The 25,115-nt window shown below is 61.6% G+C and carries 27 protein-coding genes and 1 pseudogene; 16 read left to right on the top strand and 12 right to left on the bottom strand.

Annotated elements, in window-relative coordinates; genetic code table 11:
- The first annotated feature begins 45 nt into the window (after nucleotides 1-45).
- Nucleotides 46-2,325 (top strand): xanthine dehydrogenase family protein molybdopterin-binding subunit, encoded by a 2,280-nt coding sequence (locus AWB77_RS10450; RefSeq protein WP_061134460.1) that lies wholly within the window; start codon nucleotides 46-48, stop codon nucleotides 2,323-2,325.
- A 17-nt stretch (nucleotides 2,326-2,342) separates the two neighbouring features.
- Here the strand turns inward: AWB77_RS10450 and AWB77_RS10445 are convergent, their stop codons facing one another.
- Nucleotides 2,343-2,786: a MarR family winged helix-turn-helix transcriptional regulator gene (locus AWB77_RS10445; protein ID WP_061134349.1), complete on the bottom strand. Its 444-nt coding sequence runs from the start codon at nucleotides 2,784-2,786 to the stop codon at nucleotides 2,343-2,345.
- A gap of 460 nt (nucleotides 2,787-3,246) precedes the next feature.
- On the opposite strand from AWB77_RS10445, the gene AWB77_RS10440 reads away from it, so the two are divergent.
- Complete coding sequence (locus AWB77_RS10440) at nucleotides 3,247-4,551, top strand: MFS transporter (protein WP_061134348.1); 1,305 nt, start codon at nucleotides 3,247-3,249, stop codon at nucleotides 4,549-4,551.
- Nucleotides 4,552-4,695: 144 nt separating this feature from the next.
- Here AWB77_RS10440 and AWB77_RS10435 read toward each other — a convergent pair whose 3' ends face one another.
- A complete protein-coding gene (locus AWB77_RS10435) occupies nucleotides 4,696-5,439 on the bottom strand; it encodes a hypothetical protein (RefSeq protein WP_157694792.1) in 744 nt (247 codons plus the stop codon).
- A gap of 481 nt (nucleotides 5,440-5,920) precedes the next feature.
- The gene (locus AWB77_RS10430; RefSeq protein ID WP_061134346.1) at nucleotides 5,921-6,784 is read right to left on the bottom strand and encodes a LysR substrate-binding domain-containing protein; all 864 of its coding nucleotides are present in this window, start codon (nucleotides 6,782-6,784) and stop codon (nucleotides 5,921-5,923) included.
- An 80-nt stretch (nucleotides 6,785-6,864) separates the two neighbouring features.
- On the opposite strand from AWB77_RS10430, the gene AWB77_RS10425 reads away from it, so the two are divergent.
- Entirely contained in the window at nucleotides 6,865-7,287 is a 423-nt protein-coding gene (locus tag AWB77_RS10425; protein WP_244158513.1) for a cupin domain-containing protein, read from the top strand.
- A 64-nt stretch (nucleotides 7,288-7,351) separates the two neighbouring features.
- Here AWB77_RS10425 and AWB77_RS34310 read toward each other — a convergent pair whose 3' ends face one another.
- The 5 genes from AWB77_RS34310 to AWB77_RS10400 form a co-directional block, all read right to left on the bottom strand.
- Nucleotides 7,352-7,945, bottom strand: coding sequence for a LysR substrate-binding domain-containing protein (locus AWB77_RS34310; protein ID WP_279616178.1), 594 nt, complete (start codon nucleotides 7,943-7,945; stop codon nucleotides 7,352-7,354).
- A 349-nt stretch (nucleotides 7,946-8,294) separates the two neighbouring features.
- Nucleotides 8,295-9,053 carry a TylF/MycF/NovP-related O-methyltransferase gene (locus tag AWB77_RS10410; RefSeq protein WP_061134343.1) on the bottom strand — a complete coding sequence of 253 codons (759 nt, stop codon included), beginning with the start codon at nucleotides 9,051-9,053 and terminating at the stop codon, nucleotides 8,295-8,297.
- Nucleotides 9,054-9,179: 126 nt separating this feature from the next.
- Complete coding sequence (locus tag AWB77_RS10405) at nucleotides 9,180-10,094, bottom strand: LysR family transcriptional regulator (protein WP_061134342.1); 915 nt, start codon at nucleotides 10,092-10,094, stop codon at nucleotides 9,180-9,182.
- A 116-nt stretch (nucleotides 10,095-10,210) separates the two neighbouring features.
- Nucleotides 10,211-10,378, bottom strand: a complete 168-nt coding sequence (locus AWB77_RS36300) for a hypothetical protein (protein ID WP_167354136.1) — start codon at nucleotides 10,376-10,378, stop codon at nucleotides 10,211-10,213.
- 87 nt (nucleotides 10,379-10,465) lie between these two features.
- On the bottom strand, nucleotides 10,466-11,389 hold the full coding sequence (locus AWB77_RS10400) for a LysR family transcriptional regulator (protein WP_061134341.1): 924 nt from the start codon (nucleotides 11,387-11,389) through the stop codon (nucleotides 10,466-10,468).
- 140 nt (nucleotides 11,390-11,529) lie between these two features.
- Here AWB77_RS10400 and AWB77_RS10395 point away from each other — a divergent pair, with 140 nt between their 5' ends.
- Genes AWB77_RS10395 through ttdB form a run of 3 tightly spaced genes read left to right on the top strand, consistent with a single transcriptional unit; the run spans nucleotide 11,530 to nucleotide 14,385 of the window.
- Nucleotides 11,530-12,834, top strand: a complete 1,305-nt coding sequence (locus AWB77_RS10395; protein ID WP_061134340.1) for an MFS transporter — start codon at nucleotides 11,530-11,532, stop codon at nucleotides 12,832-12,834.
- Nucleotides 12,835-12,880: 46 nt separating this feature from the next.
- The gene (ttdA, locus tag AWB77_RS10390) at nucleotides 12,881-13,780 is read left to right on the top strand and encodes a L(+)-tartrate dehydratase subunit alpha (protein WP_061134339.1); all 900 of its coding nucleotides are present in this window, start codon (nucleotides 12,881-12,883) and stop codon (nucleotides 13,778-13,780) included.
- Nucleotides 13,777-14,385 carry a L(+)-tartrate dehydratase subunit beta gene (gene ttdB / locus AWB77_RS10385; RefSeq protein ID WP_061134338.1) on the top strand — a complete coding sequence of 203 codons (609 nt, stop codon included), beginning with the start codon at nucleotides 13,777-13,779 and terminating at the stop codon, nucleotides 14,383-14,385. The genes ttdA and ttdB overlap by 4 nt, the downstream gene beginning before the upstream one ends.
- Nucleotides 14,386-14,410: 25 nt before the next feature.
- Here ttdB and AWB77_RS10380 read toward each other — a convergent pair whose 3' ends face one another.
- Nucleotides 14,411-15,046, bottom strand: coding sequence for a TetR/AcrR family transcriptional regulator (locus AWB77_RS10380; protein ID WP_061134337.1), 636 nt, complete (start codon nucleotides 15,044-15,046; stop codon nucleotides 14,411-14,413).
- A 235-nt stretch (nucleotides 15,047-15,281) separates the two neighbouring features.
- On the opposite strand from AWB77_RS10380, the pseudogene AWB77_RS36810 reads away from it, so the two are divergent.
- From AWB77_RS36810 to AWB77_RS10360, 3 genes and pseudogenes are all read left to right on the top strand, one after another.
- Nucleotides 15,282-15,523, top strand: a pseudogene (locus AWB77_RS36810) (sigma 54-interacting transcriptional regulator); the annotation flags it as partial.
- A gap of 468 nt (nucleotides 15,524-15,991) precedes the next feature.
- Nucleotides 15,992-16,186: a hypothetical protein gene (locus AWB77_RS10365; RefSeq protein WP_061134334.1), complete on the top strand. Its 195-nt coding sequence runs from the start codon at nucleotides 15,992-15,994 to the stop codon at nucleotides 16,184-16,186.
- Nucleotides 16,187-16,294: 108 nt separating this feature from the next.
- Nucleotides 16,295-16,912 (top strand): NUDIX hydrolase, encoded by a 618-nt coding sequence (locus AWB77_RS10360; protein WP_061134333.1) that lies wholly within the window; start codon nucleotides 16,295-16,297, stop codon nucleotides 16,910-16,912.
- Between the two features lie 70 nt (nucleotides 16,913-16,982).
- Here AWB77_RS10360 and AWB77_RS10355 read toward each other — a convergent pair whose 3' ends face one another.
- Nucleotides 16,983-17,714: a haloacid dehalogenase type II gene (locus AWB77_RS10355; RefSeq protein ID WP_061134458.1), complete on the bottom strand. Its 732-nt coding sequence runs from the start codon at nucleotides 17,712-17,714 to the stop codon at nucleotides 16,983-16,985.
- 45 nt (nucleotides 17,715-17,759) lie between these two features.
- On the opposite strand from AWB77_RS10355, the gene AWB77_RS10350 reads away from it, so the two are divergent.
- From AWB77_RS10350 to AWB77_RS10335, 4 genes are all read left to right on the top strand, one after another.
- Nucleotides 17,760-18,164 (top strand): DUF6566 family protein, encoded by a 405-nt coding sequence (locus AWB77_RS10350; protein WP_244158512.1) that lies wholly within the window; start codon nucleotides 17,760-17,762, stop codon nucleotides 18,162-18,164.
- Nucleotides 18,165-18,241: 77 nt separating this feature from the next.
- On the top strand, nucleotides 18,242-19,285 hold the full coding sequence (locus tag AWB77_RS10345; protein WP_061134331.1) for a Dyp-type peroxidase: 1,044 nt from the start codon (nucleotides 18,242-18,244) through the stop codon (nucleotides 19,283-19,285).
- Nucleotides 19,278-20,081, top strand: coding sequence for a family 1 encapsulin nanocompartment shell protein (locus tag AWB77_RS10340; protein ID WP_061134330.1), 804 nt, complete (start codon nucleotides 19,278-19,280; stop codon nucleotides 20,079-20,081). The genes AWB77_RS10345 and AWB77_RS10340 overlap by 8 nt, the downstream gene beginning before the upstream one ends.
- Nucleotides 20,082-20,117: 36 nt before the next feature.
- A complete protein-coding gene (locus tag AWB77_RS10335; protein WP_061134329.1) occupies nucleotides 20,118-20,498 on the top strand; it encodes a TraR/DksA family transcriptional regulator in 381 nt (126 codons plus the stop codon).
- Between the two features lie 18 nt (nucleotides 20,499-20,516).
- Here the strand turns inward: AWB77_RS10335 and AWB77_RS10330 are convergent, their stop codons facing one another.
- Both AWB77_RS10330 and AWB77_RS10325 read right to left on the bottom strand, forming a co-directional pair.
- Nucleotides 20,517-20,924 carry a VOC family protein gene (locus tag AWB77_RS10330; protein WP_208601509.1) on the bottom strand — a complete coding sequence of 136 codons (408 nt, stop codon included), beginning with the start codon at nucleotides 20,922-20,924 and terminating at the stop codon, nucleotides 20,517-20,519.
- A gap of 164 nt (nucleotides 20,925-21,088) precedes the next feature.
- The gene (locus AWB77_RS10325; RefSeq protein ID WP_061134328.1) at nucleotides 21,089-21,700 is read right to left on the bottom strand and encodes a TetR/AcrR family transcriptional regulator; all 612 of its coding nucleotides are present in this window, start codon (nucleotides 21,698-21,700) and stop codon (nucleotides 21,089-21,091) included.
- A 108-nt stretch (nucleotides 21,701-21,808) separates the two neighbouring features.
- On the opposite strand from AWB77_RS10325, the gene yghU reads away from it, so the two are divergent.
- From yghU to AWB77_RS10305, 3 genes are all read left to right on the top strand, one after another.
- Nucleotides 21,809-22,684, top strand: a complete 876-nt coding sequence (yghU, locus tag AWB77_RS10320; RefSeq protein WP_061134327.1) for a glutathione-dependent disulfide-bond oxidoreductase — start codon at nucleotides 21,809-21,811, stop codon at nucleotides 22,682-22,684.
- A gap of 688 nt (nucleotides 22,685-23,372) precedes the next feature.
- The gene (locus tag AWB77_RS10310; protein WP_341844959.1) at nucleotides 23,373-24,407 is read left to right on the top strand and encodes a lipopolysaccharide biosynthesis protein; all 1,035 of its coding nucleotides are present in this window, start codon (nucleotides 23,373-23,375) and stop codon (nucleotides 24,405-24,407) included.
- Nucleotides 24,408-24,580: 173 nt separating this feature from the next.
- A complete protein-coding gene (locus AWB77_RS10305; protein WP_061134324.1) occupies nucleotides 24,581-25,111 on the top strand; it encodes a hypothetical protein in 531 nt (176 codons plus the stop codon).
- Nucleotides 25,112-25,115 lie beyond the last annotated feature (4 nt).

The raw sequence follows: 25,115 nt of genomic DNA, 5'->3' as shown, positions 1-25,115 counted from the left end.
CCGTTCACACACCGACAGACGCCTGAGTGAATGACGAGGAAGAACGTGAATCGCGCCGATCTGCTTGCCCGAAACGGCCGCCTGGCCATCGTTCGCCAGCCGGTCAGGCCGGTCGTTCCCGCGCGGGGCCAGCCGGGAAGCCATTCGACCTTCGTACCGGATGTGCCCGAGGTGTTCGTGGCTGTTCTCGACGACGAAAGCATTCTCGCGTTCAATGGGCATGTGGACCTGGGCACGGGCATTCGCACGTCGCTGGCGCAGATCGTGGCGGAAGAACTCGACGTTCCCGCCGAACGCGTTCGCATGATCCTCGGATCGACCGCCGCGACGCCGAATCAGGGGCCGACCATTGCCAGCGCCACGATCCAGATATCGGCGGTTCCGCTGCGATGCGCGGCAGCGCAGGCCCGGCTCGCTCTCCTCGAGCTTGCCGCGCAACGCATGGACGTCGCCGTCGAGCGGCTGACGACGTCGAACGGACGTGTGTTCCTCGAAGACGCCGATGCCACCGCCGGCTATTCCTTCGGCAAGCTGGTGGAAAACCGCCGGATCACGGCCGAGCTGGACGCGCAGATCAAGACGAAAGACCCGGCTGACTATCGGCTCATCGGCCGTTCGTCCAGACGCGTGGATGTGCCTGCGAAGGCCACCGGCCAACTGACCTTCGTTCACGACGTGCGCGTTCCCGGCATGCTGCATGGCCGCGTGGTGCGTCCGCCTTACAGCGGCATCGACTCGGGTCCGTTCGTCGGCCGATCCCTGATTTCGGTCGACGAATCTTCCGTCGCCGATATCCCCGGACTTCGCGCGGTGGTCGTCGTCGGCGATTTCGTGGGCGTCGTGGCCGAGCGCGAAGAGTTCGCGGCGCGCGCCGCGCGCAGACTCAAGGTGCAATGGCGCGACACGCCGCCCCTGACGTCGATGGACGATATCGGGCAAGCCATCTCGAATGCGCCAGCGACGCGCCGGCTGCTGCTCGAAGAAGGCGATGTCGAACGTGTGCGCGGCGCGGCGGGCACCACGACCCTTTCGCGCACTTACGTGTGGCCTTATCAGATGCACGGTTCCATCGGGCCATCGTGCGCGGTCGCGGATTACCGCGAGCCCGGCGACGGGCGCATCACGGTCTGGTCCGGCACGCAGAATCCGGTGTCCTTGCGGCATGACCTCGCGAAGCTCGTCGGACGAAGCGAGGCCGACTTCGACATCGAACGCCTGGAAGCGGCCGGATGCTACGGCCGCAACTGCGCGGACGATGTGTGCGGCGATGCGCTGCTGCTCTCACGCGCGGCCGGGCAGCCGGTCCGGGTCCAGTTGACGCGTCAGGACGAGCACCTCTGGGAACCGAAGGGCACCGGGCAGGTGATGGAGGTCACGGGCACGGTCACGGATGGCGGCGAGCTCGTCGGCTACGACTTCTCGACGCGCTATCCGTCCAACGACGCGCCGCTGCTCGCTCTGCTGCTGAGCGGCGTTCAGCCGGCCGTTTCCGGCGTTTTCGAAATGGGCGACCGCACGGCCGTGTCGCCCTACGAATCGCCCAACCGGCGTTTCGTCTGCGAGGATCTTGCGTCGATCGTGCGTGCGTCGTGGCTGCGCGGCGTCTCGGCGCTGCCCAATTCCTTCGCCCACGATTCCTTTGCCGATGAATGCGCGGCGCTGACGGGCACCGACCCGCTCGAGTACCGCATCCGGCATCTGAAGGACGATCGGGCGATCGACCTGCTGCGCGCCGTCGCCGAGCGCGCCGGCTGGCAGGCCCGGCCAAAGCGCATCGAGAAGCACGGCCGCCTCGTGCGCGGACGAGGCATCGCCTACGCGCGCTACGTGCATAGCCGCTTCCCCGGCTTCGGCGCGGCGTGGGCTGCGTGGATCGTCGATCTCGTGGTCGACAGGTTGAGCGGCGAGATCAAGGTCGAGCGCGTCGTCATCGGACAGGATACGGGTACGATGATCAACCCGGATGGCGTGCGTCACCAGATTCACGGCAACGTGATCCAGGTGTTGAGCCGCTCGTTGAAAGAGCGCGTGCGATTCAGCGAAGGCAAGACCGCCGCGCGTGACTGGTCGAGCTATCCGATACTGACCTTCGCCGAGGTGCCCGCGATCGACGTGGTGCTCATGCCCCGGCAAGGCGAACCGCCGATGGGTGCGGGCGAATCCGCTTCGGTGCCTGGCCCCGCCGCGCTGGCTAACGCCATTTTCGATGCAACCGGCGTGCGATTCTTCGCCCCGCCGTACACGCCGGACGCCATCCGCGCCGGTCTGGACGAGGCCGGCCGTCGCTATGCGTCGAACGAAGAGGCTCGCACTGCTTCCTCATAGCGAGCGGTAGGCTGCAATCAGCTTTCGTCGAGGTCGAGCATCTTGCGCAGCAGATATTGCAACGCCACCCGCTCGCCCGGATTGAGCTTGCCGTAGGTACGCTCCGTGACCTGCGCCGCGAACGGCACGGTTGCGTCGATGAGACTTTCTCCCTGAGGCGTGGCGTTCACCACCAGCTTTCGACCATCCGTCGGGTCCGGCACGACTTTCACGAGCGCGCGCGCCTTGAGGCGATCGACGACGCCACGAATCGTCGCCTGATCGATCGCCGTCGTTTTGACGATGTCATTGAGCGAACATCCCCTGCTCTCCTTCACCGCGGACAACGCCACGAATTGCGCGGCAGTCAGTTGCGAATCGGGAATCGCCTCCTGAAAGATCGCGACGTGGCGCTGATAGGCACGACGCAACAGGTGACCGATCTGGTCATGAAAGTCGTAATCGTCGTTTGGAAGCGACATATCCGAAGAGGCGGTTTCAAAAGAGTGAGGCGCGCGGCGACGCGCTCGAAGGGCTTCCATTTTAACGGACCGACTCCAAAGCAAGATTCGATGATCGACGGCGGCCGGCGAATTCGCCGCCGGGACGTTTCGCGCCACCTCGACGACACCTGCACGAAGATGGTGCCGGCGATTGTCGTCGGAGGTGCAACTTTGAGCGCATACGCTTAATATCCGTGCGTAAACCGGTTTCATCCATGAGGTCTTACCCGTGTCGCGGCGATGTCGGACACAGCGAGAATCATTGCTATGTGGTAGCGCAAACGCGTAATTGTCCCGCTGTCTCCCCGCCGCCTCGACCACAGAAAGTTCTAAGGGTATTTTCTAGCGTGTACGCTTGTATTTTGACATGCTATACAGGATCCTGCGGACGCAAACTACACGTTTTCGTCAAAGAATCCTCACCTAACCAAGGTCGCCCATGTCAACTGTTCAACCTGGCGTAAGCGTCGCGTCGAGCGACACGCATCAAGCGCTATACCGGAAGGTCACGGCTCGCCTCATCACGCTGTTCTGCCTGTGTTATTTCGCGGCGTACCTGGACCGCGTGAACATCGGACTGGCAAAGCTTCAAATGCTCGACGCGCTGAAATTCGGCGATGCCGTCTACGGACTCGGCGCAGGTCTGTTCTTCGTCGGCTACGTGCTGTTCGAAGTCCCGAGCAATCTCATCCTTCAGCGCGTGGGCGCGAAGTTCTGGATTGCGCGCATCATGATTACTTGGGGTCTGCTGTCGGGCGCGACGATGTTCGTGCATACGCCGATGCAGTTTTACATCGTGCGATTCCTGCTGGGCGTGGCCGAAGCGGGCTTCCTGCCGGGCGTGCTGCTCTATCTCACGCAGTGGTATCCGGATGCGCGGCGCGCACGGATCGTGGCGCTGTTCATGGTCGGCCTTCCGATGTCGAGCATGATCGGCAGCCCGATCTCCGGCTGGATCATGCGCTTCTTCGATGGAACGCATGGACTCGGCGGCTGGCAATGGCTCTTTCTGCTCGAAGCACTGCCGTCCATCCTGCTTGGCTTCGCCGTGCTGCGTTGGCTGCCGAACACCATCGAATCGGCGAAGTGGCTGACCGATGATGAAAAGAAGACGCTGCGCGCGGAGCTTGCGGAGGAAAGCGCGGAGCACAAGAGTCACAAGTTGAGCGAAGCTTTCACCAACCGCAAGGTGTGGTCGCTCGGCCTGATCGATCTGTGTGTGCTGCTCGGCCTGTACGCCGTGAGCTTCTGGCTGCCGACCATTCTCCGCGATACGGGCGTCACGGACTCGTATCACATCGGCTGGCTGATGGTCATTCCGAACGCCGCCGCCGTCGCCGGCACGTTGCTCTGCGGATCGAGCTCGGACCGGGCGCGCGAGCGTCGGTGGCATATCGTCGTGCCGTTCGCCGTAGCGGCCACTGCTCTGGTGATCGCCGGCGCGACGACACCGAGTACGGCGATGACGGTTCTGCTCTTCTCGCTCGTGAATGCAGGCGCCGCGGCAGCGATGCCCGTGGTATGGGCGCTCCCTTCGACGTTTCTTCGCGGGACGGCGGCAGCCGGCGGGATCGCTTTTGCGTGCTCGATCGCGAACGTGGGCGGGTTCGGGAGCACGTATCTCATCGGCTATCTTCGCGACACTTTCCACACGCAGAGCGCCGGTCTTTACGCGTTTGCCGCGTTCATCCTGTTCGGTTGCGCGCTGGCGCTGGCATTCCCGAAAAAGCTGGTGAATCGTTGACCCGACTGCATCGGACTTTCAAGGCAGGACGACGCCGGCGCGCTCTTTCACGACCTGCGTCATGACGTACGCGACGTGGGCTGCATGCTCCACGTCGTCCGGCTGAACGGCCTGAGCGAGATACCGCTCCATCCGCTGGCCGCTCTACCGCATCGAGCGCGCGACGAGTCCCTTCGCTTCGTTGCTGCTCGAATCGATCGACAGCGCACTGTTTGCATTCTGCCAGGCACACATGGCACGCTCCTGCACGACGCAACTGCGCGCGGCCTTCAAGGCCGCATTGCGAGCCGCCTCTCGCGACAGCAAATCCTGCCTGAGCCGGAGCGCCTCGGGATTGTTCGGCTGTAACGAAAGCGCCCAAAGAATGCCGGACCGCGCCAATTGCAGGTTGTTTTTTCCGAGACCGTCGTGCGCTCGCGCGAGCGCGAGTTGCATCGACTTTTGATTTTTGTCGGCGGATGCCTTGTCACTCGGCGGCGGCGCGTCGGAGCTGGGGGCAAGCGCCGGAACCTGCGGCATGGTCGTAGCCTGCGCGGGCTGATTCGCGTCGTTCGACGTCACCATGCCTCGCGCGGCGATCGATCGCGTCGGCTCTTCGTGCGTTTCGTGATTCTGAATCCAGTACAAGAGTCCCGATCCGCCGATGAGCAGGAACGCCAACCCAAACGTAAGCACTGCCCCCCTTTCCCACGCGCGGACGAGCGGTATCGCGACGCGGTGGCGTAGCCACCTCGTCGTCGGGATACACGGCGTCGTTCGATGCGAACGAGAATGCGTTTTGGCGCGGCGACAGCGGCGGGGGCGGAGGAACATCGACACGCCCGTGCGGTGCGCCAGGCTTTGCCGCTGCGGGGTTCCCTGTGGCGGGCGCACGATCGGCGACCACAAACCGCGCAGGCGCGCCGCATTGGGGACAGGACGAATCCGGCCGCAGCACCTTGCCACCGCAGCGTGTGCAGGTACGAGTGACAATCGGGGCAACAACGCCTTGTTCGTCCATCTAAACTCTCGTCCTCGTGAAGTGTGAACGAAGCGTCAGACCGCAAAAGTGCTCGATGCGACGGCCGCTACGGGCACAGATAGCCGCTCGTTCGAAATGGAAGGGATTTGTTCGTCGCGATGACGAGGCAGACTAGCGCCGTTAGTCTAACATCGGACCGCGCGGGCGCGTCGTCACGCGATCGACACGGACGCCGGCGATAACGCGACGGCGCGCCTCGATATCGGCATCCCTATTATCTACCGACGGGCAGAGCATGGTCTCCCGATCTTCGAATTGTCGCGTATCTTGGGCTCGCGCGGCGAGGGCGTGTGGCCAACTGCCAAGCGGACGCTCATCGTGCACCCGCTGGGCGATGGCCCGCGCGCGCTAGCCCTCCTCGATCAACCATTCACGAAAATCGCGAATAGCTTCGTTTGAAAGTCCGGCCATCGAACAGAAGGCGAATGTTGCGCCAGTTGCAATGAAGCCGAGCGGCGCGATCAGTCGACCGTGCGAAATTTCACGCTGTACAAGCGTTTCGGGGGCGATGGCAATACCGAGACGCGCGACCGCAGCCTCGAGAAGCAATGACAAGTGATCGAATCGACGGCCATTCGCGAATGAGGCAGGTTGCAGCCCATTTCCTTCGGCCCACGCTTGCCAGGCGTGCGGGCGCGACGATGTGTGCAGTAACGGCTGCCCGATCAAATCTTTCGGTGCCCCGATGCGATGAGACCAGTCCGGCGCACACACCGGACCGACATGCTCGTCGAACAGCCTGACGGCTTCGACGTTCGCGGGCCAGCTTTCGCCACTGACAATGAGGCAGTCGATGATCTGCTTTTGGAGATCTTCTATGGTTCCACTCGTTTGCAGACGGACCCGCACGCGCGGATGAGCCGACTCAAAGCGGTCCAGGCGCGGAATGAGCCAGTTGGAGAGGAAGCTTGCCGGCGCCCCCAACACTATCTCGGCGATCGGTGCCCGTTCCGCGAGTTCTTCGCAATGCGCTTGCAGTTGCGAGAAGATCTGGTCGGCAACCTGCTTGAGGCTCTGTCCCTCGGCGGTCAGACGGACACCGCCCGCGTGACGTATGAAGAGCGGTTTGCCCAACCATTCTTCCAGTTGCCGTACCTGATGGCTTACGGCACTGTGAGTGACGTGAAGCTCTCGTGCTGCCGCCGAGATATTCAGGTGACGAGCTGCGGCGTCGAAGGCGCGAAGTGCATTGAGGGGTGGCAATCGGCGCATCTGGCTAGGGTGTCAATTTAATTCGCGTCATTGTGCACAAATTAGTCGCTACCAGCGTAAAGCACGGGGCCCTATATTGAATGCCGCTGCATGAACAAACCGAGCGCGCTGACACCCGCGTTTTCCGGGACGCGAACGCGCCCGTCGACTACTGTGGAAAAGGGCAAATTCAAATGAACGACGAAGACATCCCCCTGGCCAATCAAAAGGTGGTCTATAAGATTCTGTTGACGACCGATGATTACGCCGTCGCCCAGACGACCGTTGCGCCGGGCGGCGAGACACAGTGGCATCATCACACGCATGTGAAGGACCGATTTCTTGTCGTGAAGGGCGTTCTAACCGTTGAAACGAGAATTGCCGGCCGGACCGTTAGTCGGCAAGTGCGCGACCATTACACCGTCGAGCCAGGTGTCGTGCACCACGTGAAGAATGAGACAGCTGGCGACGTGGTGTACATCATGGTGCAATCCGGAGGAGCGAGCGACATCGTGCTTGCGTGAACGCGTTCGACGGATTCGGCGGAGCAAGTCGTACCGAATAAGGGCTAACGAAGGTTCACATCCTCTACGGGCTCGGCGATCGCTTGCCGCTAACCGAATCCTGCGGGTAAGCGGTCAGACAGAGTGCCAGCGCCTCCGCACGCAGCCAACGATGGGCCGCGTCGTGATCAAGGCGCGGGTGCCAGATTGCCGACACATTGAAAGCAGGAGTCGACACCGGCAGTTCGAACCACTGCAAGCCATTCGCGGCAGCATGTCCGGGTGCGAACATGTTGCCTACGCAGGAGTGCGGGATGGCGGCGAGCAAGTCGGAGCGGCGAGCTACCTGCATCGCGTTGCCAAACGACGGCACGACCATGGACACCCGCCGTCGCACGCCACGCTCTCGCAGCGCGACGTCCACGGGGCTCGTTTCGTCACCACGCCGTGCAGTCAGCACATGAGCGAATGCCAGCCAGCTCCCGACCGACACAGACGCACTACCGAGAAGCGGGTGGTCGACGCGGCACGCACCGACATAGCGGTCACGAAACAGCCGGCGCGTCAGCATCTCGGGAGCGGACGTCTTCACGGTCCCGATCTCGAGGTCGATCGTTCCGTCTCGGAGCGGTTGCGCATCCCAATCCGGTTTTGGCGTGAAACGGACAGGATCGGGGATCGCGACACTAGCGCGTATTCGTACCGCATCGAGCGTGCGACGCGGTTCTCAATCCTTGCAAAGGTTCGGACGCCTTCCAGCCTCGCTTTCTCGTGAGCGCGACATTCGCCCCGAAGGTACGCCCTTGATGGTCCGGTTCTGAAGGAACATGCGACGTTCGGCATCTGCAGCGCAGCGCGGTGGATGACCGCTCGTGGCCGACCTCGGTCTCATGGTTCCCAGGCGCATTTCCACGTTCGCCAGATTGCTGCGCAGGTTCGGTCTTTTCCCTCACAGACCCTACGTCGATCGAGAGCCTTCGGAAAAAGGCGGAAAACTTCTCCCGGCTGCGCAGCGTGATCCCAGCCGCTTACCCCGCCACGCCAACCTTGATCATCAAAGCATGGCCGTTGATGTTGTGTACGAAGAACGCGTCCGGCGTCTGCGCTGCCAGTTCGTTGACTGCCTGAGCGGCGCCTTCGCAGCCGAACGCCGCATAGTCGTCGAATACGACCACGCCGCGCGGCTGAATGCGCGGCCAGATGGCTTCGAACGACTGGCGTATCGACTGGTAGGTATCCACATCGATATGCGCGAGCGAAACTTTTTCGGGCAGCGCCGCCAGCGTGTCATCCGGGAAAATGCCTCGATGGATTTCGAATTTCGCGTTCAGCTTCGAGAACAGACTTCGGACGATCGACTCGTCCGTGTCGGCGTGCTCGCCGCCCGTGTACAGCGTATCGAATTCGGGGTCCGCCTTGGCGACGCCCGTGAACGTGTCGAAGAGGTGCACGACCTTGACGCGGTTGGCGCACGCAAGCAGCGCGCCGGTGCCTCCGCGCCAGACGCCCACTTCGACCACGTCACCTTCCAGCGAACGTGTCTGGCGCGCAAGCGTCCAGAGTTCGTAGCAGCGATAGATGTCCACCAGTGTATTGGCGCTGATCTGTTCGTAGATCGCCATGAACTCCGCGTCGTCGTACCACGGCGAATAACTCGTGTGTGGAATGATCTGCGCGTGCGTGTAGCCGTCCTTCAGCTTCGAAAAGCGGGTCGCGCGAAGACGGTTGAGCAGATCGCGTCGCTCCGTGCGCAGAATCTCTACAAAGTCAGAAACAGGCTGGTACATGTGATCGTCCTGAAAGGCTATCGGATAAGAAAGTCCACGGTGTCGACGTCGGACATTGGGGCGTTCGTGTGCTGACGCTACGCCGGCGGTCTTCGCCTGCGCGAAGGCAAGAACATAGCACGCCAATCACCCCTTCCCCGTCAACGCATACTCGCTGGACTTCACCGCCTCCGCCAGATAATCGACAAACGATGCAATACGCGCCGAAATCGCCGTGTTCCGATAATAAACCGCGCTGATCGGCTGTCGCACCTCCTGCGTCTGACGCGCAAGAATCTGCACGAGCTTGCCGTCGCGCCGGTCGCGCAGCGTCATGAAATCCGACAGACACACGATGCCCGCGCTCTCCAGCGCGAGATGCCGCAGCGTCTCGCCGCTCGATGACGCAATAGTCGGCGTGATCCGATAAAGCTCGTCGTCGCGGCCCGAAAGCGGCCACACATTGAGCGATTCCGGTTGCGTGAAGCCGAGCAGCGAATGATTCACGAGATCGTCGACGCGCTTCGGATGACCATGCGTCTCGAGATAGCGCGGCGTCGCGAGCACGCGAATCCTGCTGCTGCCGATCGGGCGGCTGTGCAGCGTCGAATCCTTCAGCCTGCCAATGCGAATCGCGACATCCGTGCGACGCTCCAGCAGATCGATCACGCCTTCGTTGCTGTTCAGTTCCAGTTCGACGTGCGGATAGCGCTCACGATATCCCGCGACGAGCGGCACGATCACATGCAGCATGAACGGTGTCGCGGCATCGACACGCAACAACCCCGATGGCCGCTCGCGCCGCGCGGCGATCTGTTCTTCTGCGCTCTCCACCGCGTCGATGATCTCGCGCGCATGCTGCAGGAAGCTCTTGCCCTCTTCCGTCAATTCCAGACGCCGCGTGGTTCTGCGCAGCAAGGTCGTCTGCAGCTTTTCTTCGAGCCTTCCGAGCGTGCGGCTCGCGCCCGACACCGTTTGATCGAGTTGTTCCGCAGCCGCCGTGATCGAGCCCGTGTCGACCACCGTCGCGAACGTCTGAAGCTCGTCGAGCGTGACTTTCATCGTTGACTTTTATTCAAGGGTTTCGCCTTTATAACCCGGCGTTCGCGCAAGAGAAAAGTCGACGATATCACCTCAAAAACAACGGGCCCGGGACTTTCGTACCCGGGCCCGCTTCGCTAATGCCACTTCGCGCTCTTATGCCGATTTCGGCCGATGACGTCCCACAGCTTGCGCGCCTCTTTCTGCGCCGGCTTCGCGTGTTCCTCGTGATGAGGCTCCGCGTCGCCTGCGGCAGCGACCGTCACGCCGCGCTTCGTGCGCTTGAATATGTCGGCGATTCTCATCGCAACCTCCTTTCGCGGCAAGCACACCGCACAATCAGGTTACTCCCGCCGCGCCGCGCTTTCAGCGCATTGGCGAACTCGATCGCACTACCAGTTCGAACTCACCGATGCCGGTCCGTCCGCATGCTGCCCGAGATAGCCGCGCAAGTGCTCGACGAAGCACGCGACCTTCGCCGACAGGTTCAGACGTTCGGGATACACGGCGTAGATATCGGCGGGCGGCGTGTCGTAATCGGCGAGAACCTGCACGAGCCGGCCGCTGCGAAGATATTTGGCGATGTCCCATTCCGCGCGCATCAGAATGCCGTGTCCTTCGAGCGCCCAGTTGAGCGCCACTTCGCCGTCGTTGGTGCTGAGCTTGCCGTGAACCTTGATCGTCTCGGTGCGTCCGCCGCGGCTCAGGCGCCAGTTGCCGTAAGCCGATTCGTTCTGCCGCAGCACGATGCACTGATGCTGCGTCAGATCATGCGGATGCGCCGGTTGCGCGACGCCGCGCAGATATCCCGGCGACGCCACCAGCAAGCGCCGGTTGGACGCGATCTTCTTGGCGATGAGCCGCGAATCCGGCAGCTCGCCGAATCGCACGGACACGTCGATGCTTTCGTCGGGCAGGCTCACCGGACGATCGGTGAGATGCAATTGCACTTCTACCTCGGGATAGCGCTGGCTGAAAGGCGAAATCGACGGTCCGATATACGAGCGCCCGAACCCCAGCGGCGCATTGACGCGCAGCAGTCCCTTTGGCGCGGCGCGGCTGCTCGACACGAGCTGCTCCATATCGTCGATGTCGCTCAGGATGCGTTGCGCGTTCGCGAAGTAGACCTCGCCCTCGCTCGTCAGACTGATGCGCCGCGTCGTGCGGTTCAGCAAGCGCACGCCCAGCCGATCCTCCATTGCGGAGAGCCGGCGCGAAACGGCCGGCGGCGTCAGGTTCAGTTCGCGCGCGGTCGCGGCGAGGCTGCCCTGTTTGACCAGCATGCAGAAGAAGCCCAGTTCCGAGTCCATGTCGATTCGTGAGTTTTTTGCAAGGATGTATTAAGTTTAGATCGATTCATACGCGAATCCATCGGTTTTAACCTTGGTTCCGACTAACGCAGGCCGCATCAGACGGCCGAGACATCGACCGGTCATCGGAACAAAGGAGACATTCAATGCACATGGATCTGGAAAAGCGCACGCTGCGCAAGGTCAGCTGGCGCATCGTGCCGTTCATCATGCTGCTGTACTTCATCGCGTATATCGATCGCGTCAACATCGGCTTCGCGTCGCTGACGATGAAGGCCGATCTCGGTTTCACCGCCTCGATGCTCGGCTTCGGCGCGGGCATCTTCTTCTGGGGCTACTTCCTGTTCGAAGTGCCCTCGAACATCGTGCTGCACAAGGTCGGCGCCCGCATGTGGATCGCCCGCGTGATGGTCACGTGGGGCATCATTTCCGCGGCGATGGCCTTCGTCAAAGGACCGACGAGCTTCTACATCGTGCGCTTTCTGCTCGGCGCGGCCGAAGCCGGTTTCTTTCCCGGCATCATCCTGTATCTGAGCTACTGGTTTCCAGCGCGCCATCGCGCGGGCGTGACGGCGTTCTTCATGGCTGCCGCGCCGATCTCCACGGCACTCGGCTCGCCGCTCTCCGCCGCCCTGCTCGAATTGAACGGAGTAATGGGCCTGCACGGCTGGCAATGGCTCTTCATCATCGAAGCGATTCCCGCGCTCATCCTGGGCGTCGTCGTGTTCTTCTACATGACCGACAAACCCGAAAAAGCGAAGTGGCTGAAGGACGACGAACGCGCGTGGCTCGTCGGCGTGATGAACGCGGAGACCGCGAGCCGCGCGGCGTCCGGCTCGAAGCACGGGATCATCGGCGGGCTGGCGAATCCGCGCGTGCTGGCGCTCTCGCTGATCTACTTCGGCACGTCGGCGGGGCTCTACACGCTCGGCATCTGGGCGCCGCAGATCATCCGGCAACTGGGCGTTTCGTCGATGACGGTCGGCCTGCTCAACGCAATTCCGCCGATCGTCTCGGTAATCGCGATGGTCGTCTGGTCGCGCCACTCCGACCGCACCGGCGAACGCACCTGGCACGTCGTGCTGGCGTGCATCGCGGCGACGGTCGGCCTCGTCGTCGCGGCGATGGCCAATAGCGTCGTCGGGCTCGTCGCCGCGCTGACGCTCGTGAATATCGGCATCAGCTGCGCGAAGCCGCCGCTGTGGACCATGCCGACGACCTTCCTCTCCGGCGCGGCGGCCGCAACGGGCATTGCGACCATCAATTCGATCGGCAATCTCGGCGGCTTCGCCGGTCCCGCGATGATCGGCTGGATGAAGGACCGGACCGGCAGCTTCAGCGGCGGGCTCTATTTCGTCGCGGCCCTGCTCGTGCTCTCCGCCGTGCTCACGCTGCTGCTCGCCCGCACACGCAAGCCGACGGTCACGCGCGGCAACGCGCCCGCGCATTGAACCGGCCGCACTTTTCAACCTCGATACCTACTTTGAGGAAAGCAACATGGATAAGGAACTCGCCGTTCAGTCCGTGACGGACACGATGGCCAAATTCACCGCCTATATCGGCAAGCGACTGCCGAAGGACGTTAAGGCGAAGCTCGCGGAATTGCGCACGCTCGAAACGAATCCGCTCGCGAAGTCGATCTACGATTCGATGGACGGCAATCAGGAAGCAGCCGACAAACTGAACCGGCCGAGCTGTCAGGACACCGGCGTGATCCAGTACTTCGTCGAGGCCGGCGCTAATTTTCCGCTGCTGGGCGAGCTCGAAGAAATTTTGCGCGAAGCCACCGCCGGCGCGACGAAGCTCGGACCGCTGCGTCACAACGCTGTGGAAACCTTCGACGAAAAGAACACCGGCACCAACACCGGCACGCAGATTCCGTGGCTCGACTGGCGCATCGTGCCGGAAAAGGATAGCTGCACGATCGACGTCTACATGGCCGGCGGCGGCTGCACGCTGCCCGGCGCGGCCAAGGTGCTGATGCCGGGGCAAGGCTACGAAGGCGTGGCCGAATTCGTCATGGACGTCATCACCGAGCGGGGCGTGAACGCGTGCCCGCCGCTGCTCGTCGGCGTGGGCGTATCGACTTCGGTCGAAACCGCCGCGCGCCTCTCGAAGCTCGCGATCCTCCGTCCCGTCGATTCGAAAAGCGACAATCCGCGCGCCGCGCTGATGGAAGAACTGCTCGAAGACGGGTTGAACGAGATCGGCATCGGGCCGCAAGGTCTGCGCGGCAACCATAGCGTGATGGGCGTGAACATCGAGTCGTCGGCGCGGCATCCGTCGACCATCGGCGTCGCCATCAATACGGGCTGCTGGGCGCATCGTCGCGGCAAGATCCGCATCGACGCCGACCTGTCCTATGAAGTGCTTTCACACGAAGGAGTGGTGCTGTGAAGAAAGTTCTGACGACACCCATCAAGAGCGAAGATCTCGAAGACCTCAATGTCGGCGACGTCGTGTATCTGACGGGCCGGCTCGTGACATGCCGCGATGTCGCGCATCGCAGGCTCATCGAACAGGGACGTCAACTGCCTGTCGATCTCGAAGGCGGCGCGATCTTTCACGCAGGGCCGATCGTGCGCACGAAGGACGACGGCGGCTTCGAAATGGTGTCCATCGGCCCCACGACGAGCATGCGCATGGAGAAGTTCGAGCGCGAGTTCATCGCTCAGACGGGCGTGAAGCTGATCGTCGGCAAAGGCGGAATGGGCCCTGAAACGGCTGCGGGCTGCGAGGAACACAAGGCGGTGCACGCAATCTTTCCGGGCGGCTGCGCGGTGCTGGCCGCGACGCTCGTCGAAGAGATCGAAGACGCGCAATGGCAGGATCTCGGCATGCCGGAAACGCTGTGGGTCAACCGCGTGAGGGAGTTCGGGCCGCTGATCGTTTCCATCGACACGAAGGGCAACAACCTCATTCAACAGAACAAGGCCGCATTCAACGAAAAGAAGAAGCCGGTGCTCGACAGGATCAGCGCGCAGCTCGGGTTCATCCGCTAGGCCGCGCTTAAACGCGTGCCTCCGGTCAGCTCGTGGGGCGCAGCCAGGTGAGCAGCATGTCGAGATGCATGGCGGATATCGCTTCCTGGCGGCGTTCTTCGGCGTAATTGCGGCCCGTGAAGATGTCGATGGTGAAGCGGTTCGACACGATGTAGTAGCCCATGCCGACGAGCGTCACGTAGAAGTCGAGCGGATCGATGCCCTGCCGGAATTGCCCCGTGGCCGCGCCGCGTTCGAGTGTCGCGCGCAGCAGATCGACCACCGGCGAGATGGTCTCGCGCAAGCGGCTCGAGCGCTCCAGATAGCGTCCTTCGTGCAGGTTCTCGTTGTTGATGAGGCTCAGCCATTGGGGGTTTTCCCGAAAGTGCGCCCAGATGGATTGCGCCAGTTCGCGGACCGCCTCGGCGGGTTGCAGGCCGGAGAGATCCAGGCGTTGCTCGCGCTCGGCGAACTGCACGTACATCGCTTCGAGCACGGCGACATACAGCCCTTCCTTGCTCGCGAAGTAGTAGTAGAGCATGCGCTCGTTGGTGCCCGCCGCCGTCGCGATGGCGTCGACCCGCGCCCCCGCGAGGCCGAATCGGGTGAACTGCTCCGTGGCGGCTTCGAGGATGCGCCGCCGCGTGCCTTCCGGATCTCGTTTTGCTCGTTGTTCGTTCATATCGTTTGCGGCTGCGAATCGAATCGCGGCTGTCCTTTGGTGGCTGACATTATGCCGACGGTCACGCACGCGGGCATAGGTCGGAATATACGGATTGCTGCCTCCTTGACGTCGAGTATATGAAGCGCTAAAGAAAACGCGAGCGCTCTTTCCAGCTTACTCAAGATTCGCCGGGAGAGGCTCTTAATTGCGGCACAAACCGTTTTCCGCGTGTCGTCGACACTGAGCGCCGGCAATGAGCCGTACGTCGATCGTTCCGTTCGCCTTCGACGGCACCGATGGCAGTCTCATCGGCGAATCGCCGGCATTTCGTCAGCTCGTGCGCATGATCGACCGGATCGCGCCGACGGAACTTGCCGTGCTCGTTTCGGGCCGACCGGCTCCGGCAAGGAACGGGTCGCGCGTCGCGTGCATGCCGCAAGCGAGCAGCGCGATCATCCGTTCGTCGATGTTAATTGCGGTGCGATTCCGGAGCATTTCGCGTGGCGCGGGGGAAACGGGTTGCGCACGGCGTTATCGACGGCGCTCGCGCTCGGTTCCGCGCCCGCGCGCGCGATGCCGTGCGCGTCTCGCCGTGCGCGCGCTCGCGACGGACATCATGCCGCGCGCGGACGCCGCCATTGAACTTCTTGCCAAGCTCCGTGAAGAATCGCGCAGGTCCGTGCGCCTGGCTAGAAGCGCGCGCGCATCGCAATCGGCTTCCTTACACGGACGTAACTGTCCGCTTCCTCTCGTCGATCGGCCTCTTTCCATTGACGTCTCACCGCGCGCGACCTCTGGCACGCCCGTTGCTTCATACGATATGAACTTCCACGCGACGCGCCGATGATCTCAAAGAGGATCACGATGAGCGCCGCGTAATCCTGAGGGCCGTCCGTTGTGGCCGTGCCCCGCAGCCCGCGACCGGTAATCTAGTCGCGGGTCCGCATTCCCAACTCAAAGACCATGCTGCAATTCATTATCGAGCGCGATCTCGTGCATCTCGAATCCGTTGTCGATCGGGCTTCCGACGGCACGTTTCCCTTCGCTTACTGGCACGCGCGCATCGATTCGCTCAGAGCGCCGACGCTGGCGCTGCCGCTCACGCAGCGCATCGAACGTCTGAAACGCAAGCTGTCCACGCTCGAATCGGCGCGGTGACGAGAAGCAGCCGGCGCGGCCTTGGTTATCTCTTCCGGCGACAACGTCTCGCACCTCGTCTATCCTGAGCGCGAGCGGAGAAAGAGAAACGGAGGAACCAACGCGATCATGCCGACCAATCGACGACTCGATCAGGCAAAACGCCTGCTCGCGCTCGCGCAGACGGGCCTGCACTACACGACCGGCGTTTTCGACAAGGAACGCTACGAGGAAATCGCCGCGATCGCGTATGAGCAGATCGCCGATATCGCATCGATGGAAACGGCCAAGGTCGCCGAACTTTTCGCTTTCGAATCGGGCTATGCGAATCCGAAGCTCGACGTTAGATGCGCGGTGTTCGACGAAGCAGGACGCATCCTGCTCGTGCGCGAAGCCGCCGACGGATTGTGGTCGCTTCCGGGCGGCTGGGCCGACGTGGGATTGTCGCCCGCTGACAATGCGGCGAAGGAAGTGCGCGAGGAAAGCGGCTACACGGTCGATATCGTACGTCTGCTCGCCGCATGGGATACGGCTAGGCATCCGCACCCGCCTTCGGTTTTTCATATCTGGAAGCTCGTTTTTCTCGGCGAGATCGTTCAGACCGGCGATGTGATCGGCGTCGAAACAGATGCAGTCGAATTCTTCGAACTCGACGCGCTTCCGCCCTTGTCGCTCGGCCGGATCATGCCCGAGCAGATCCGCCGTCTGGATGCATTGCGGCGCGGCACCGACGTGGATTTCGATTAGCCAAGCCGTTGCGTTGGCCTTTCGGATATCAAGGCGCGCGGGGAGCTGACCGTTAGTTGCGTGATAATAATTAGACATCCGATATATTTACGCTCTTCCGATGTGCCTCCATCAGCGCCGCCATGCTATCGAAACGAAAGTCGATTTTCGGTTGAGCGCCCGGATCCATCGTCGCACCGAAGCCAGGCTGCGAATGACGCCGATAAATCCAGCACGATGCGAGACCGAACTCGTTCGCGGGCTTGTGATCGTGGAAAAGACTTTCGGCCGTATGCAGGATGCTTTCTTTGCGAATGCCGCGTTCGCCGAGCTTTTCCAGCATGTATTCGAAGTTGCGCGGCGAAGGCTTGTACGATCCGATATCTTCCGCCGTCATAACGGCGTCGAATTCGACCTGTAGTCTCGCATTGCTATACGCGAAGCTATCGTTATCGACATTCGACAGAATCACGAGCTTGTAATGCTGCTTCAGATAGCGCAACGCGCCGGCGGAATCGGGGAATGCGGGCCAGTCGCGAATCGAGCGTCCATATGCGATGCATTCGTCCTGCGTGAACGAAACGTCCCACTCCTCCGCAAGGCGTTTGTAGACGATAGCCAGCAATTCCTGATAACGCTTGGCCGGCGTATATCTTTGCTGCGACGATTCGTGCCGCGCATGCGCTTCGAGAACCTGATCGCGCGTCAAGGCGGTCTTCACACGATCCAGCAGCGGACGCAATCCTTCGAATATCCCTGTTTCCCAATCGATCAGCGTGCCGTAGCAGTCGAAGGTCAGCGTGTCGAAGTCGGTCAGTTTCACAATCGCTCCTGTCGGTCGATGAATCAAGTCCTGCGTTCGCGCGCAGTGGATGAATATGGCGAGCATATAATCTTATCGATCTTCGGGTTATCGTTATCGCATGCCCTGTCTGCATCGGAGGACCAGATGGAATATGCCTTTGACGTTCATGCGGGATTCGAAATTTCGGCCGCCGCGCGGCGCAACGAGCGCGGCGCATGGGTGGCGGATGTCACCGTGAGCCGCGACGGCAAAGCGGCATTCGCGCGCTGGCCCGAGCCGGTTCAGCCGGAATGGCGCACCGCGGACGAAGCCGTGCGCGACGGTATCGAACGGGCGCAGCGCATCATCAGACAACATCTCACCAATGGCGACGATCATTCATGGGTCGCCGCGCGCCGCCATGCGCAGACATGGTTCACCACTGAAACCGAGCGGCGTTCAGGCCATATCTTTACGCACGGCGGATAACTTCGCCTTCTTATTGCGGCCTTGGCGTGACATCACGATCGATTCGATCAACCGCATTACGCAATCGACCTCTTCAGATGCCCAACATCACACCCGAACCACAAGCCGTATGTAATCCGATTTCCCGAAGCGCGATCTTTATCGTCGCGACGCTCGCGCGCGGCGAAGGCAAAGCCGATGTCGTGCGCGCATGGTGCGGCGACGTCGCCGCGCTCGTTCGTGCCGTCGGCACGCGCGCGCCGGCCGCGAATCTGTCGTGCGTATGCGGCTTCAGCGCCGGTGCATGGGATCTGCTCTTCGGCGCGCCGCGCCCCGCATCGCTTCATCCGTTTCGCGAATTCGGCGCGGGCGATCGGCGCGCAATCGCGACACCCGGCGACATCCTCCTGCATATCCGCGCGGATCACATGGACCTGTGCTTCGAGCTCGCGGCGCAGATGCTCGACAAGCTCGGCGATGCCGTTACGGTCGTCGATGAAGTGCATGGCTTTCGCTATTTCGATCTGCGTGACATGGTCGGTTTCGTCGACGGCACCGAGAATCCTTCGGGCAAGAGCGCCGCGCGTTACACGATCGTCGATGAAGAAGATCCCGAATTCGCGGGCGGAAGTTATGTGATCGTGCAAAAGTATCTGCATAACCTCGATGCGTGGAATGGACTCAGCGTCGAACAGCAGGAATTGATTATCGGACGCGAGAAGTTATCCGATGTCGAGCTCGACGAATCGATCAAGCCGTCGTGCTCGCATAGCTCGCTCACGACGATCGAGGAAGACGGCAAAGAAGTAAAGATATTGCGGCATAACATGGCGTTCGGACGGCCGGGCGCGAAGGAGTTCGGCACGTATTTCATCGGTTATGCGCGTACGCCCGCGCCCATCGAACAGATGATGGAGAACATGTTCGTCGGCAAGCCGCCGGGCAATTACGACCGTCTGCTCGATTACAGCCGCGCGGTGACGGGCGGTCTTTTCTTCGTGCCGTCCGCCGATCTTCTCGACGAGCTTCCCGACCGCAAACCCGATATCGCGTCATCCGATATCGGCGATAACCCGGCCGCCGATAACCGCGAAGGCACATTGAACATCGGCTCACTCAAAGGAACATCACAAGATGAATAACTTGCATCGCGAGCTCGCGCCGATCTCCGGCGCCGCATGGTCGCAAATCGAAGCGGAGGTCGCGCGCACATTCAAACGCGCGCTTGCGGGGCGGCGTGTCGTCGATGTGAAGAATCCGGGCGGCGTCGCATTGTCGGGCATCGGCACGGGACATCAGACGAACATTGCGGAACCAAAGAAAGGGGTTACCGCGAAGCTGTATGAAGTGAGACAACTCGTGCAACTCACCGTGCCGTTCACGCTGCAGCGAGAAGCTATCGACAGCGTAGAGCGCGGTTCGAACGACGGCGACTGGCAACCCGCCAAAACCGCCGCGAACGAACTGGCGCTCGCGGAAGACAGCGCGATCTTCGACGGCTTCGCTGCCGCCGGCATCACCGGCATTCGTGAAGGCAGCTCGAACGCGCCGACCTTCCTGCCCGCGGATGTCGCCGACTATCCCGCCGCAATCAGCAAGGCGCTCGAAAAGCTGCGCCTTGCCGGCGTCGATGGTCCCTACTCCGTCCTGCTCGGCGCGGATGCGTACACCGCGCTTGCCGAAGCGAGCGATCAAGGTTATCCGGTCATCGAACACATCAAGCGGATCGTGAGCGGCGATCTCGTATGGGCGCCCGCCATTCAGGGCGGCTGCGTGCTGTCCACGCGCGGCGGCGACTACGAACTGTATCTCGGACAAGACCTGTCGATAGGCTATACGAGCCATACCGACACGACCGTGCAGCTTTATCTGCGCGAAACACTCAGGTTCCTGATGCTGACGAGCGAAGCGTCCGTCTCCATCGCGGCGGGCGAATAGCCTTATCGAAAGAAGCGTTTCTTCCGGAGCACCATCATGTCCGACCAACAAAGCGGCCTGAGCGACGAGTTCATTTCGACGCAGCGTGAACGCCTGCTTGCATTGAAGCGAGAATTGCTCGGCAACGAGGAAGGCACTATAGCGGGCGAGCGGCGCTTGCAGGAAGCGCGCGGCTCCGAAGCGCACGAATACGAAGACGATGCGCAACGCATGGAGCAGGACATCGCGAATCAGGCACTGCGCGATGTGAACGACGGCCGCATCGGCGATATCGAGCGCGCGCTGCAGAAGATCGCGGAAGGCACGTACGGACTATCCGATGAAAGCGGCGTGCCCATTCCGAAAGCGCGCCTCGAAGTCATGCCCGAAGCTATCTTCACCGTCGAGGAACAGGAAAAGCGCGAAGCCGGCCGATGACGCGACACCGTCGCCGCGTCAGTTGTCGAACGTGCCTTGGTATTCGGGCGCGGCATCCGCACGCGTATTCATCTCGAACATCACGCCGCCCGGCGCTCGGCAGAAGAACCGCGAGCCACGCCCGTTGTTGAAGATATCCGTTTCCATTTCCACGCCTTCGGACTTGAAGCGCTCGTAGAGATCGCGCACGTCATCGAGATCGGGTAATTCGAAACCGACGTGAAACGCGCGCGGCCACGCGGGCATATCGTCGCGTGCGTGATCGATGACCACATCGAAACCGGGACGCTTGAGAATGTATGACTGGTCCCACGTGCCCGCTATCGTGAAGCCCAGATACTGTTCGAAGAAGCGCGCCGTCGCGGGGGTATCGGCGGAAGGAAAGCTGAGATGATTGAGCTTCATGCTACGGATTGAATCGTTCATTCGTCGGTCTCTCATCGATCGATGGGCGACGGCACCATGCCGTGATCGCCCGAGGACTTCAGAATATAAGTAAAAGCTCACATTCGACTACTCGCATTGCGGGTAGCTTCGAAACGCCCGCATTTACGGGGCTTGCAGCGTCGCGCTCAACCGATTGCTCACATTCATAGACTTGCACTTCTCGACAGATAACCGAATACCGCGGCGCGAACGCGCTGTTCGAGATCGTCGAGATCGCGCTCGCCGCGTTCGCCCGCTGCATCGACCATGCCTTTGACAATGGCGAGCAGATCCGCTGACGCCACATCGGGGCGCGCATGACGTGGCGCGGCGCGCGCGACGATCGACTCGACGAGTTCGTCCATCTCCCCTTTCGCGACTTCGTTTCGCAGCGCCGGACGCCCTTCTGCGATATCGAGCAGTCGCGCGAGCATCGGACGTTGCAACTGCTGGCGCACGGCCGCGCCGATCAGATATTCGAGCGCCGCCTTGCCGCTTCGCTGCGTGAGCGCGCCCGACGCATCCTCGTGAAAGCGCGCACCTTCACGACGGATCAGCGCGACGATAAGCGCATCCTTGCCCGGAAAGTACTGATACAACGAGCCGATGCTGACGCCTGCACGACGCGCGACCGCATTCGTATTGAAGCCGTCGAAGCCTTCGCTTTCGAGCACCTGCGCTGCTGCTTCGACGATGGATGCGACCGTCGCTTCGGAACGCGACTGAGCGGGCGCTTTTCGAGGACGAAACGGCTTATGGGACGGACGCTGACTCATTCGTTTTATCTCGTGACGGGCAGCGCCGATTGTACAAAGGCCGGTCAAGCATGTTTGCGGGCGACCTGATAACCTCGTGCGAAATCATCTTGCGAAGGAGGGTGACGCATGAGCGCATTGCCCGAGTACGTGCCGCCTGCCGTGTGGACGTGGAGTAAGGAAAACGGCGGACACTTCGCCAACATCAACCGGCCGGTCTCCGGACCGACGCATGAAAAAGCCTTGCCGGTAGGACATCATCCGTTGCAGCTATATTCGCTCGCTACACCCAACGGCGTGAAAGTCACCATCATGCTCGAAGAGTTGCTCGCGCTCGGTCATCGCGGCGCGGAGTACGACGCGTGGCTGATTCGAATCGGCGATGGCGATCAGTTCGGCAGCGGCTTCGTCGATGTCAATCCGAATTCGAAAATTCCCGCGCTCATGGATCGCAGCGGCGCGACGCCCGTGCGCGTCTTCGAGTCCGGTGCGATCCTGCTTTATCTCGCGGAGAAGTTCGCCGCGCTCGTGCCGACGGATCCGGCGAAGCGCGCCGAATGTCTGTCGTGGCTTTTCTGGCAGATGGGCAGCGCGCCTTATCTTGGCGGCGGATTCGGCCACTTCTATGCGTATGCGCCGAGCAAGATGGAATATCCGATCGACCGCTTTGCAATGGAAGTGAAGCGTCAACTCGACGTGCTCGACAAGCGTCTCGCGAATAGCGCATACATCGCCGGTGACGATTACACCATCGCCGATATTGCGATCTTCCCCTGGTATGGCGGCCTCGTGAACGGCTGGCTTTATAACGCGGCCGAGTTTCTTTCCGTGCATGAATACGCGCACGTGCGCCGCTGGGCGGATACGATCGGCAAACGTCCCGCCGTGCAGCGCGGACGCATGGTGAATCGCACGTTCGGCGAGCCTTCGAGCCAGTTGCACGAGCGCCACGATGCGTCGGACTTCGATACACAAACGCAGGACAAGATCGTCGCGGAGAAGTAAGTGCTCGGAATCGGCCGCGTTATTGCGTATCTGGCGGAGAAGAACAGTTAGCGCGCAAAGCCGAAAACGAAGCGTCGCCGTGTGCCGGCACGAACATAGAAACGGCTGCGCTCAAAACGATAAAAGGAAGAAGGGACTGTTCGAAATCTTGTTATCGGCAAGATGTTTTTTCTGCTGTCGGGTTTACATCCACATCAGAACAAAGTAACCTTTCCCCGCTGAATCGATCCCGGCAGCGTTTGTGTCGGGGCGCGGCTTTGTTCGCGTCATCGTCAGAAATTTTGACGTCATCAAAACGCATTCGCTGCACATGTTACCGATGACCGGCGCGACGCGAAGTGCGCGGGTCATCATCGAGCGCTCGCCATTCATTTGACCGGCGGCCCCGCTTCGGATGCATGTCGAACGTGTGTCCGTCATTGCTTCAGCGAATCCGCACTGTCTCGGCTGCCGCGGCGCACCGTCTTGCGCCCGGTACGGAATCCATCCTGAGCCAGTCATTCGGATCACTAACGAAGCCTTTCAACTGCATCGGTTGCCCAGTGCTGCGTGACCGATATGCGCTTCGTTTCGTCCATCGCTGAATGCGGGCCTTCGGCGCATCTTCTGAATGTCGCGAACACGCGCATCTCCGTTAGTCATACTTATCGCCATGAACTTCAGAACTGCATCCCTGTTATCACGATCCATGCTTGCGGCACTCGTCGCGAGCATGACGCTCGCCGCGTGCGGCGGCAGCGACGACCCCGCCGATACGGCTGCGTCCGCGAAGAGCGCCACGGCGCCCGAGTCCACCGCGAAGGCCGCTAACGGCAGCGGCTCGATCTTTTACGGCGTGAACGGCCATAACAGCAACGGCGGCGCATACGACGTCACGAGCGCGCAGACGCAGCTTGCGCAATTGCAGGAACTGGGCGCAACGATCTATCGCAACGACGTGTACAGCCAGACATCGGCGAACATGGTCGCGGGCATCGCCAAGACGATGGAAGACGCCGGCATCACGATGTATCCCGTGATTCTCATGAACCTCAACTACGACAGCGAGGACGAAGCGTACGACGCGGGATTCAAGCTCGGCCAGCAAACGGCGAATAGCTATCGCTACAAGTATTACGAAGTCGGCAACGAACTGGAGGCGAAGGCGCTTATCGGCAACGTCGACGGAACGGTCTGGTATCAGTACAACAACTGGTCGTACATGCTCGCGCGCGGCGCGATTCGCGGGATGATCGCAGGCGTGAAATCCGTCGATGGCTCGGCGAAGATCGTGCTGGGCGGAACATGGCTGCATACCGCGTTCTTCCAGATGCTTGCCGATGGTTCGCAGCCCGACGGCACCTGGGGCCATCCGGCCGTGAGCTGGGACATCACGTCGTGGCACTGGTATTCGAGCCAGGGTGACATGACGCACGCATGCGGCGGCACGGGATGCCATGACGTGCTCCAGTTTCTGCACGACATGGGCAAGCCGGTGTGGATCAGCGAATTCGGCGTGCGTCCCGACTTCGGCTCGTATAGCCAGATCGCGAACTACATCACCGGCAATCTGATGATGGCGCAATTCGCGAGCGTGGCATCGAAGTACAACATCCAGTCGATCCAGGCCTTCCAGCTCTACGACGACAGCGAAGGCGCCTACGGTCTCGTCCAGAACGACGGCAGCACGAAGAAGCCCGCTTACTGGGCGTACAAGAACTTCGTTCAAGGCCATCCGATGTAACGACGGCGGCATCTGCAACGCAGGTGTCGTCGTTCGATGCTCGTTAATACCTGGAAACAACTCGACGGTTTGGCGCCGTGCTCCGCCTATCGAACGGCGGAGCATCGCGGGAAGATGTTCGTGCGTGATGTCGGCTGTCGACACACCGCGCATCTTCCTTCGACACGACGCCCATGCCCAGCAAACTCATCGCTCGTGCGCTTTCTGCGGCGTGCGCCGGCGCGCTCTCCGGCTGCACGTGGACGCTGATCACCGCCGCCGATGCCGCCGGCTCACTGGTGCAAGCGGGCTTCACGGTTGCATCGAGCTATTCGTCGCCGACATCGGTGACGGGCTCGCCCGCCTCGCTGCGATCCGTATGCATCGAGTTGAATCAGAGCGTCACGACGGACGACTTCGTGCCCGTGCTGCAGGGCGCATTACAACGGCGCGGCGTGAATTCGACGGTCTATAACCCCGGCACGTCGCCGCCCGGCTGCGAGGCGATGCTCGTCTACGGCGCGACGACGAGCTGGGACCGTCACGCCTTCAGCGCCGAGCCCATGCCTTATCTGAAGGCGATCGATCTGACGCTCCTGCGGCAAGGGCAAATTCTCGTCAGCGCACGCTACGACACCAATGGTCTGAACATCGATCGTTTCGCGGGCGCGCGGCAAAAGCTGGAGGCGCTCATCGGCCGCATGGTGGTCTCCCGCACACAGTAACGGC

The sequence above is a fragment of the Caballeronia fortuita genome (genome assembly GCF_001544835.2).
GTDB lineage: Bacteria > Pseudomonadota > Gammaproteobacteria > Burkholderiales > Burkholderiaceae > Caballeronia > Caballeronia fortuita.
This window is presented reverse-complemented; position numbering and strand designations above follow the sequence as displayed.

Coding starts and splice junctions, on each gene's coding strand:
- AWB77_RS10445 (WP_061134349.1), bottom strand. CDS start 2,786: ATGTCGCTTCCAAACGACGATTACGACTTTCATGACCAGATCGGTCAC.
- yghU (WP_061134327.1), top strand. CDS start 21,809: ATGAGCGCATTGCCCGAGTACGTGCCGCCTGCCGTGTGGACGTGGAGT.
- AWB77_RS10405 (WP_061134342.1), bottom strand. CDS start 10,094: ATGAAAGTCACGCTCGACGAGCTTCAGACGTTCGCGACGGTGGTCGAC.
- ttdA (WP_061134339.1), top strand. CDS start 12,881: ATGGATAAGGAACTCGCCGTTCAGTCCGTGACGGACACGATGGCCAAA.
- AWB77_RS10410 (WP_061134343.1), bottom strand. CDS start 9,053: ATGTACCAGCCTGTTTCTGACTTTGTAGAGATTCTGCGCACGGAGCGA.
- AWB77_RS10310 (WP_341844959.1), top strand. CDS start 23,373: ATGCTTGCGGCACTCGTCGCGAGCATGACGCTCGCCGCGTGCGGCGGC.
- AWB77_RS10345 (WP_061134331.1), top strand. CDS start 18,242: ATGCCCAACATCACACCCGAACCACAAGCCGTATGTAATCCGATTTCC.
- AWB77_RS10325 (WP_061134328.1), bottom strand. CDS start 21,700: ATGAGTCAGCGTCCGTCCCATAAGCCGTTTCGTCCTCGAAAAGCGCCC.
- AWB77_RS10395 (WP_061134340.1), top strand. CDS start 11,530: ATGCACATGGATCTGGAAAAGCGCACGCTGCGCAAGGTCAGCTGGCGC.
- AWB77_RS10425 (WP_244158513.1), top strand. CDS start 6,865: ATGCCGCTGCATGAACAAACCGAGCGCGCTGACACCCGCGTTTTCCGG.
- AWB77_RS10365 (WP_061134334.1), top strand. CDS start 15,992: ATGCTGCAATTCATTATCGAGCGCGATCTCGTGCATCTCGAATCCGTT.
- AWB77_RS10380 (WP_061134337.1), bottom strand. CDS start 15,046: ATGAACGAACAACGAGCAAAACGAGATCCGGAAGGCACGCGGCGGCGC.
- AWB77_RS36300 (WP_167354136.1), bottom strand. CDS start 10,378: ATGAGAATCGCCGACATATTCAAGCGCACGAAGCGCGGCGTGACGGTC.
- AWB77_RS10335 (WP_061134329.1), top strand. CDS start 20,118: ATGTCCGACCAACAAAGCGGCCTGAGCGACGAGTTCATTTCGACGCAG.
- AWB77_RS10340 (WP_061134330.1), top strand. CDS start 19,278: ATGAATAACTTGCATCGCGAGCTCGCGCCGATCTCCGGCGCCGCATGG.
- AWB77_RS10440 (WP_061134348.1), top strand. CDS start 3,247: ATGTCAACTGTTCAACCTGGCGTAAGCGTCGCGTCGAGCGACACGCAT.
- AWB77_RS10360 (WP_061134333.1), top strand. CDS start 16,295: ATGCCGACCAATCGACGACTCGATCAGGCAAAACGCCTGCTCGCGCTC.
- AWB77_RS10305 (WP_061134324.1), top strand. CDS start 24,581: ATGCCCAGCAAACTCATCGCTCGTGCGCTTTCTGCGGCGTGCGCCGGC.
- AWB77_RS10330 (WP_208601509.1), bottom strand. CDS start 20,924: ATGAACGATTCAATCCGTAGCATGAAGCTCAATCATCTCAGCTTTCCT.
- AWB77_RS10430 (WP_061134346.1), bottom strand. CDS start 6,784: ATGCGCCGATTGCCACCCCTCAATGCACTTCGCGCCTTCGACGCCGCA.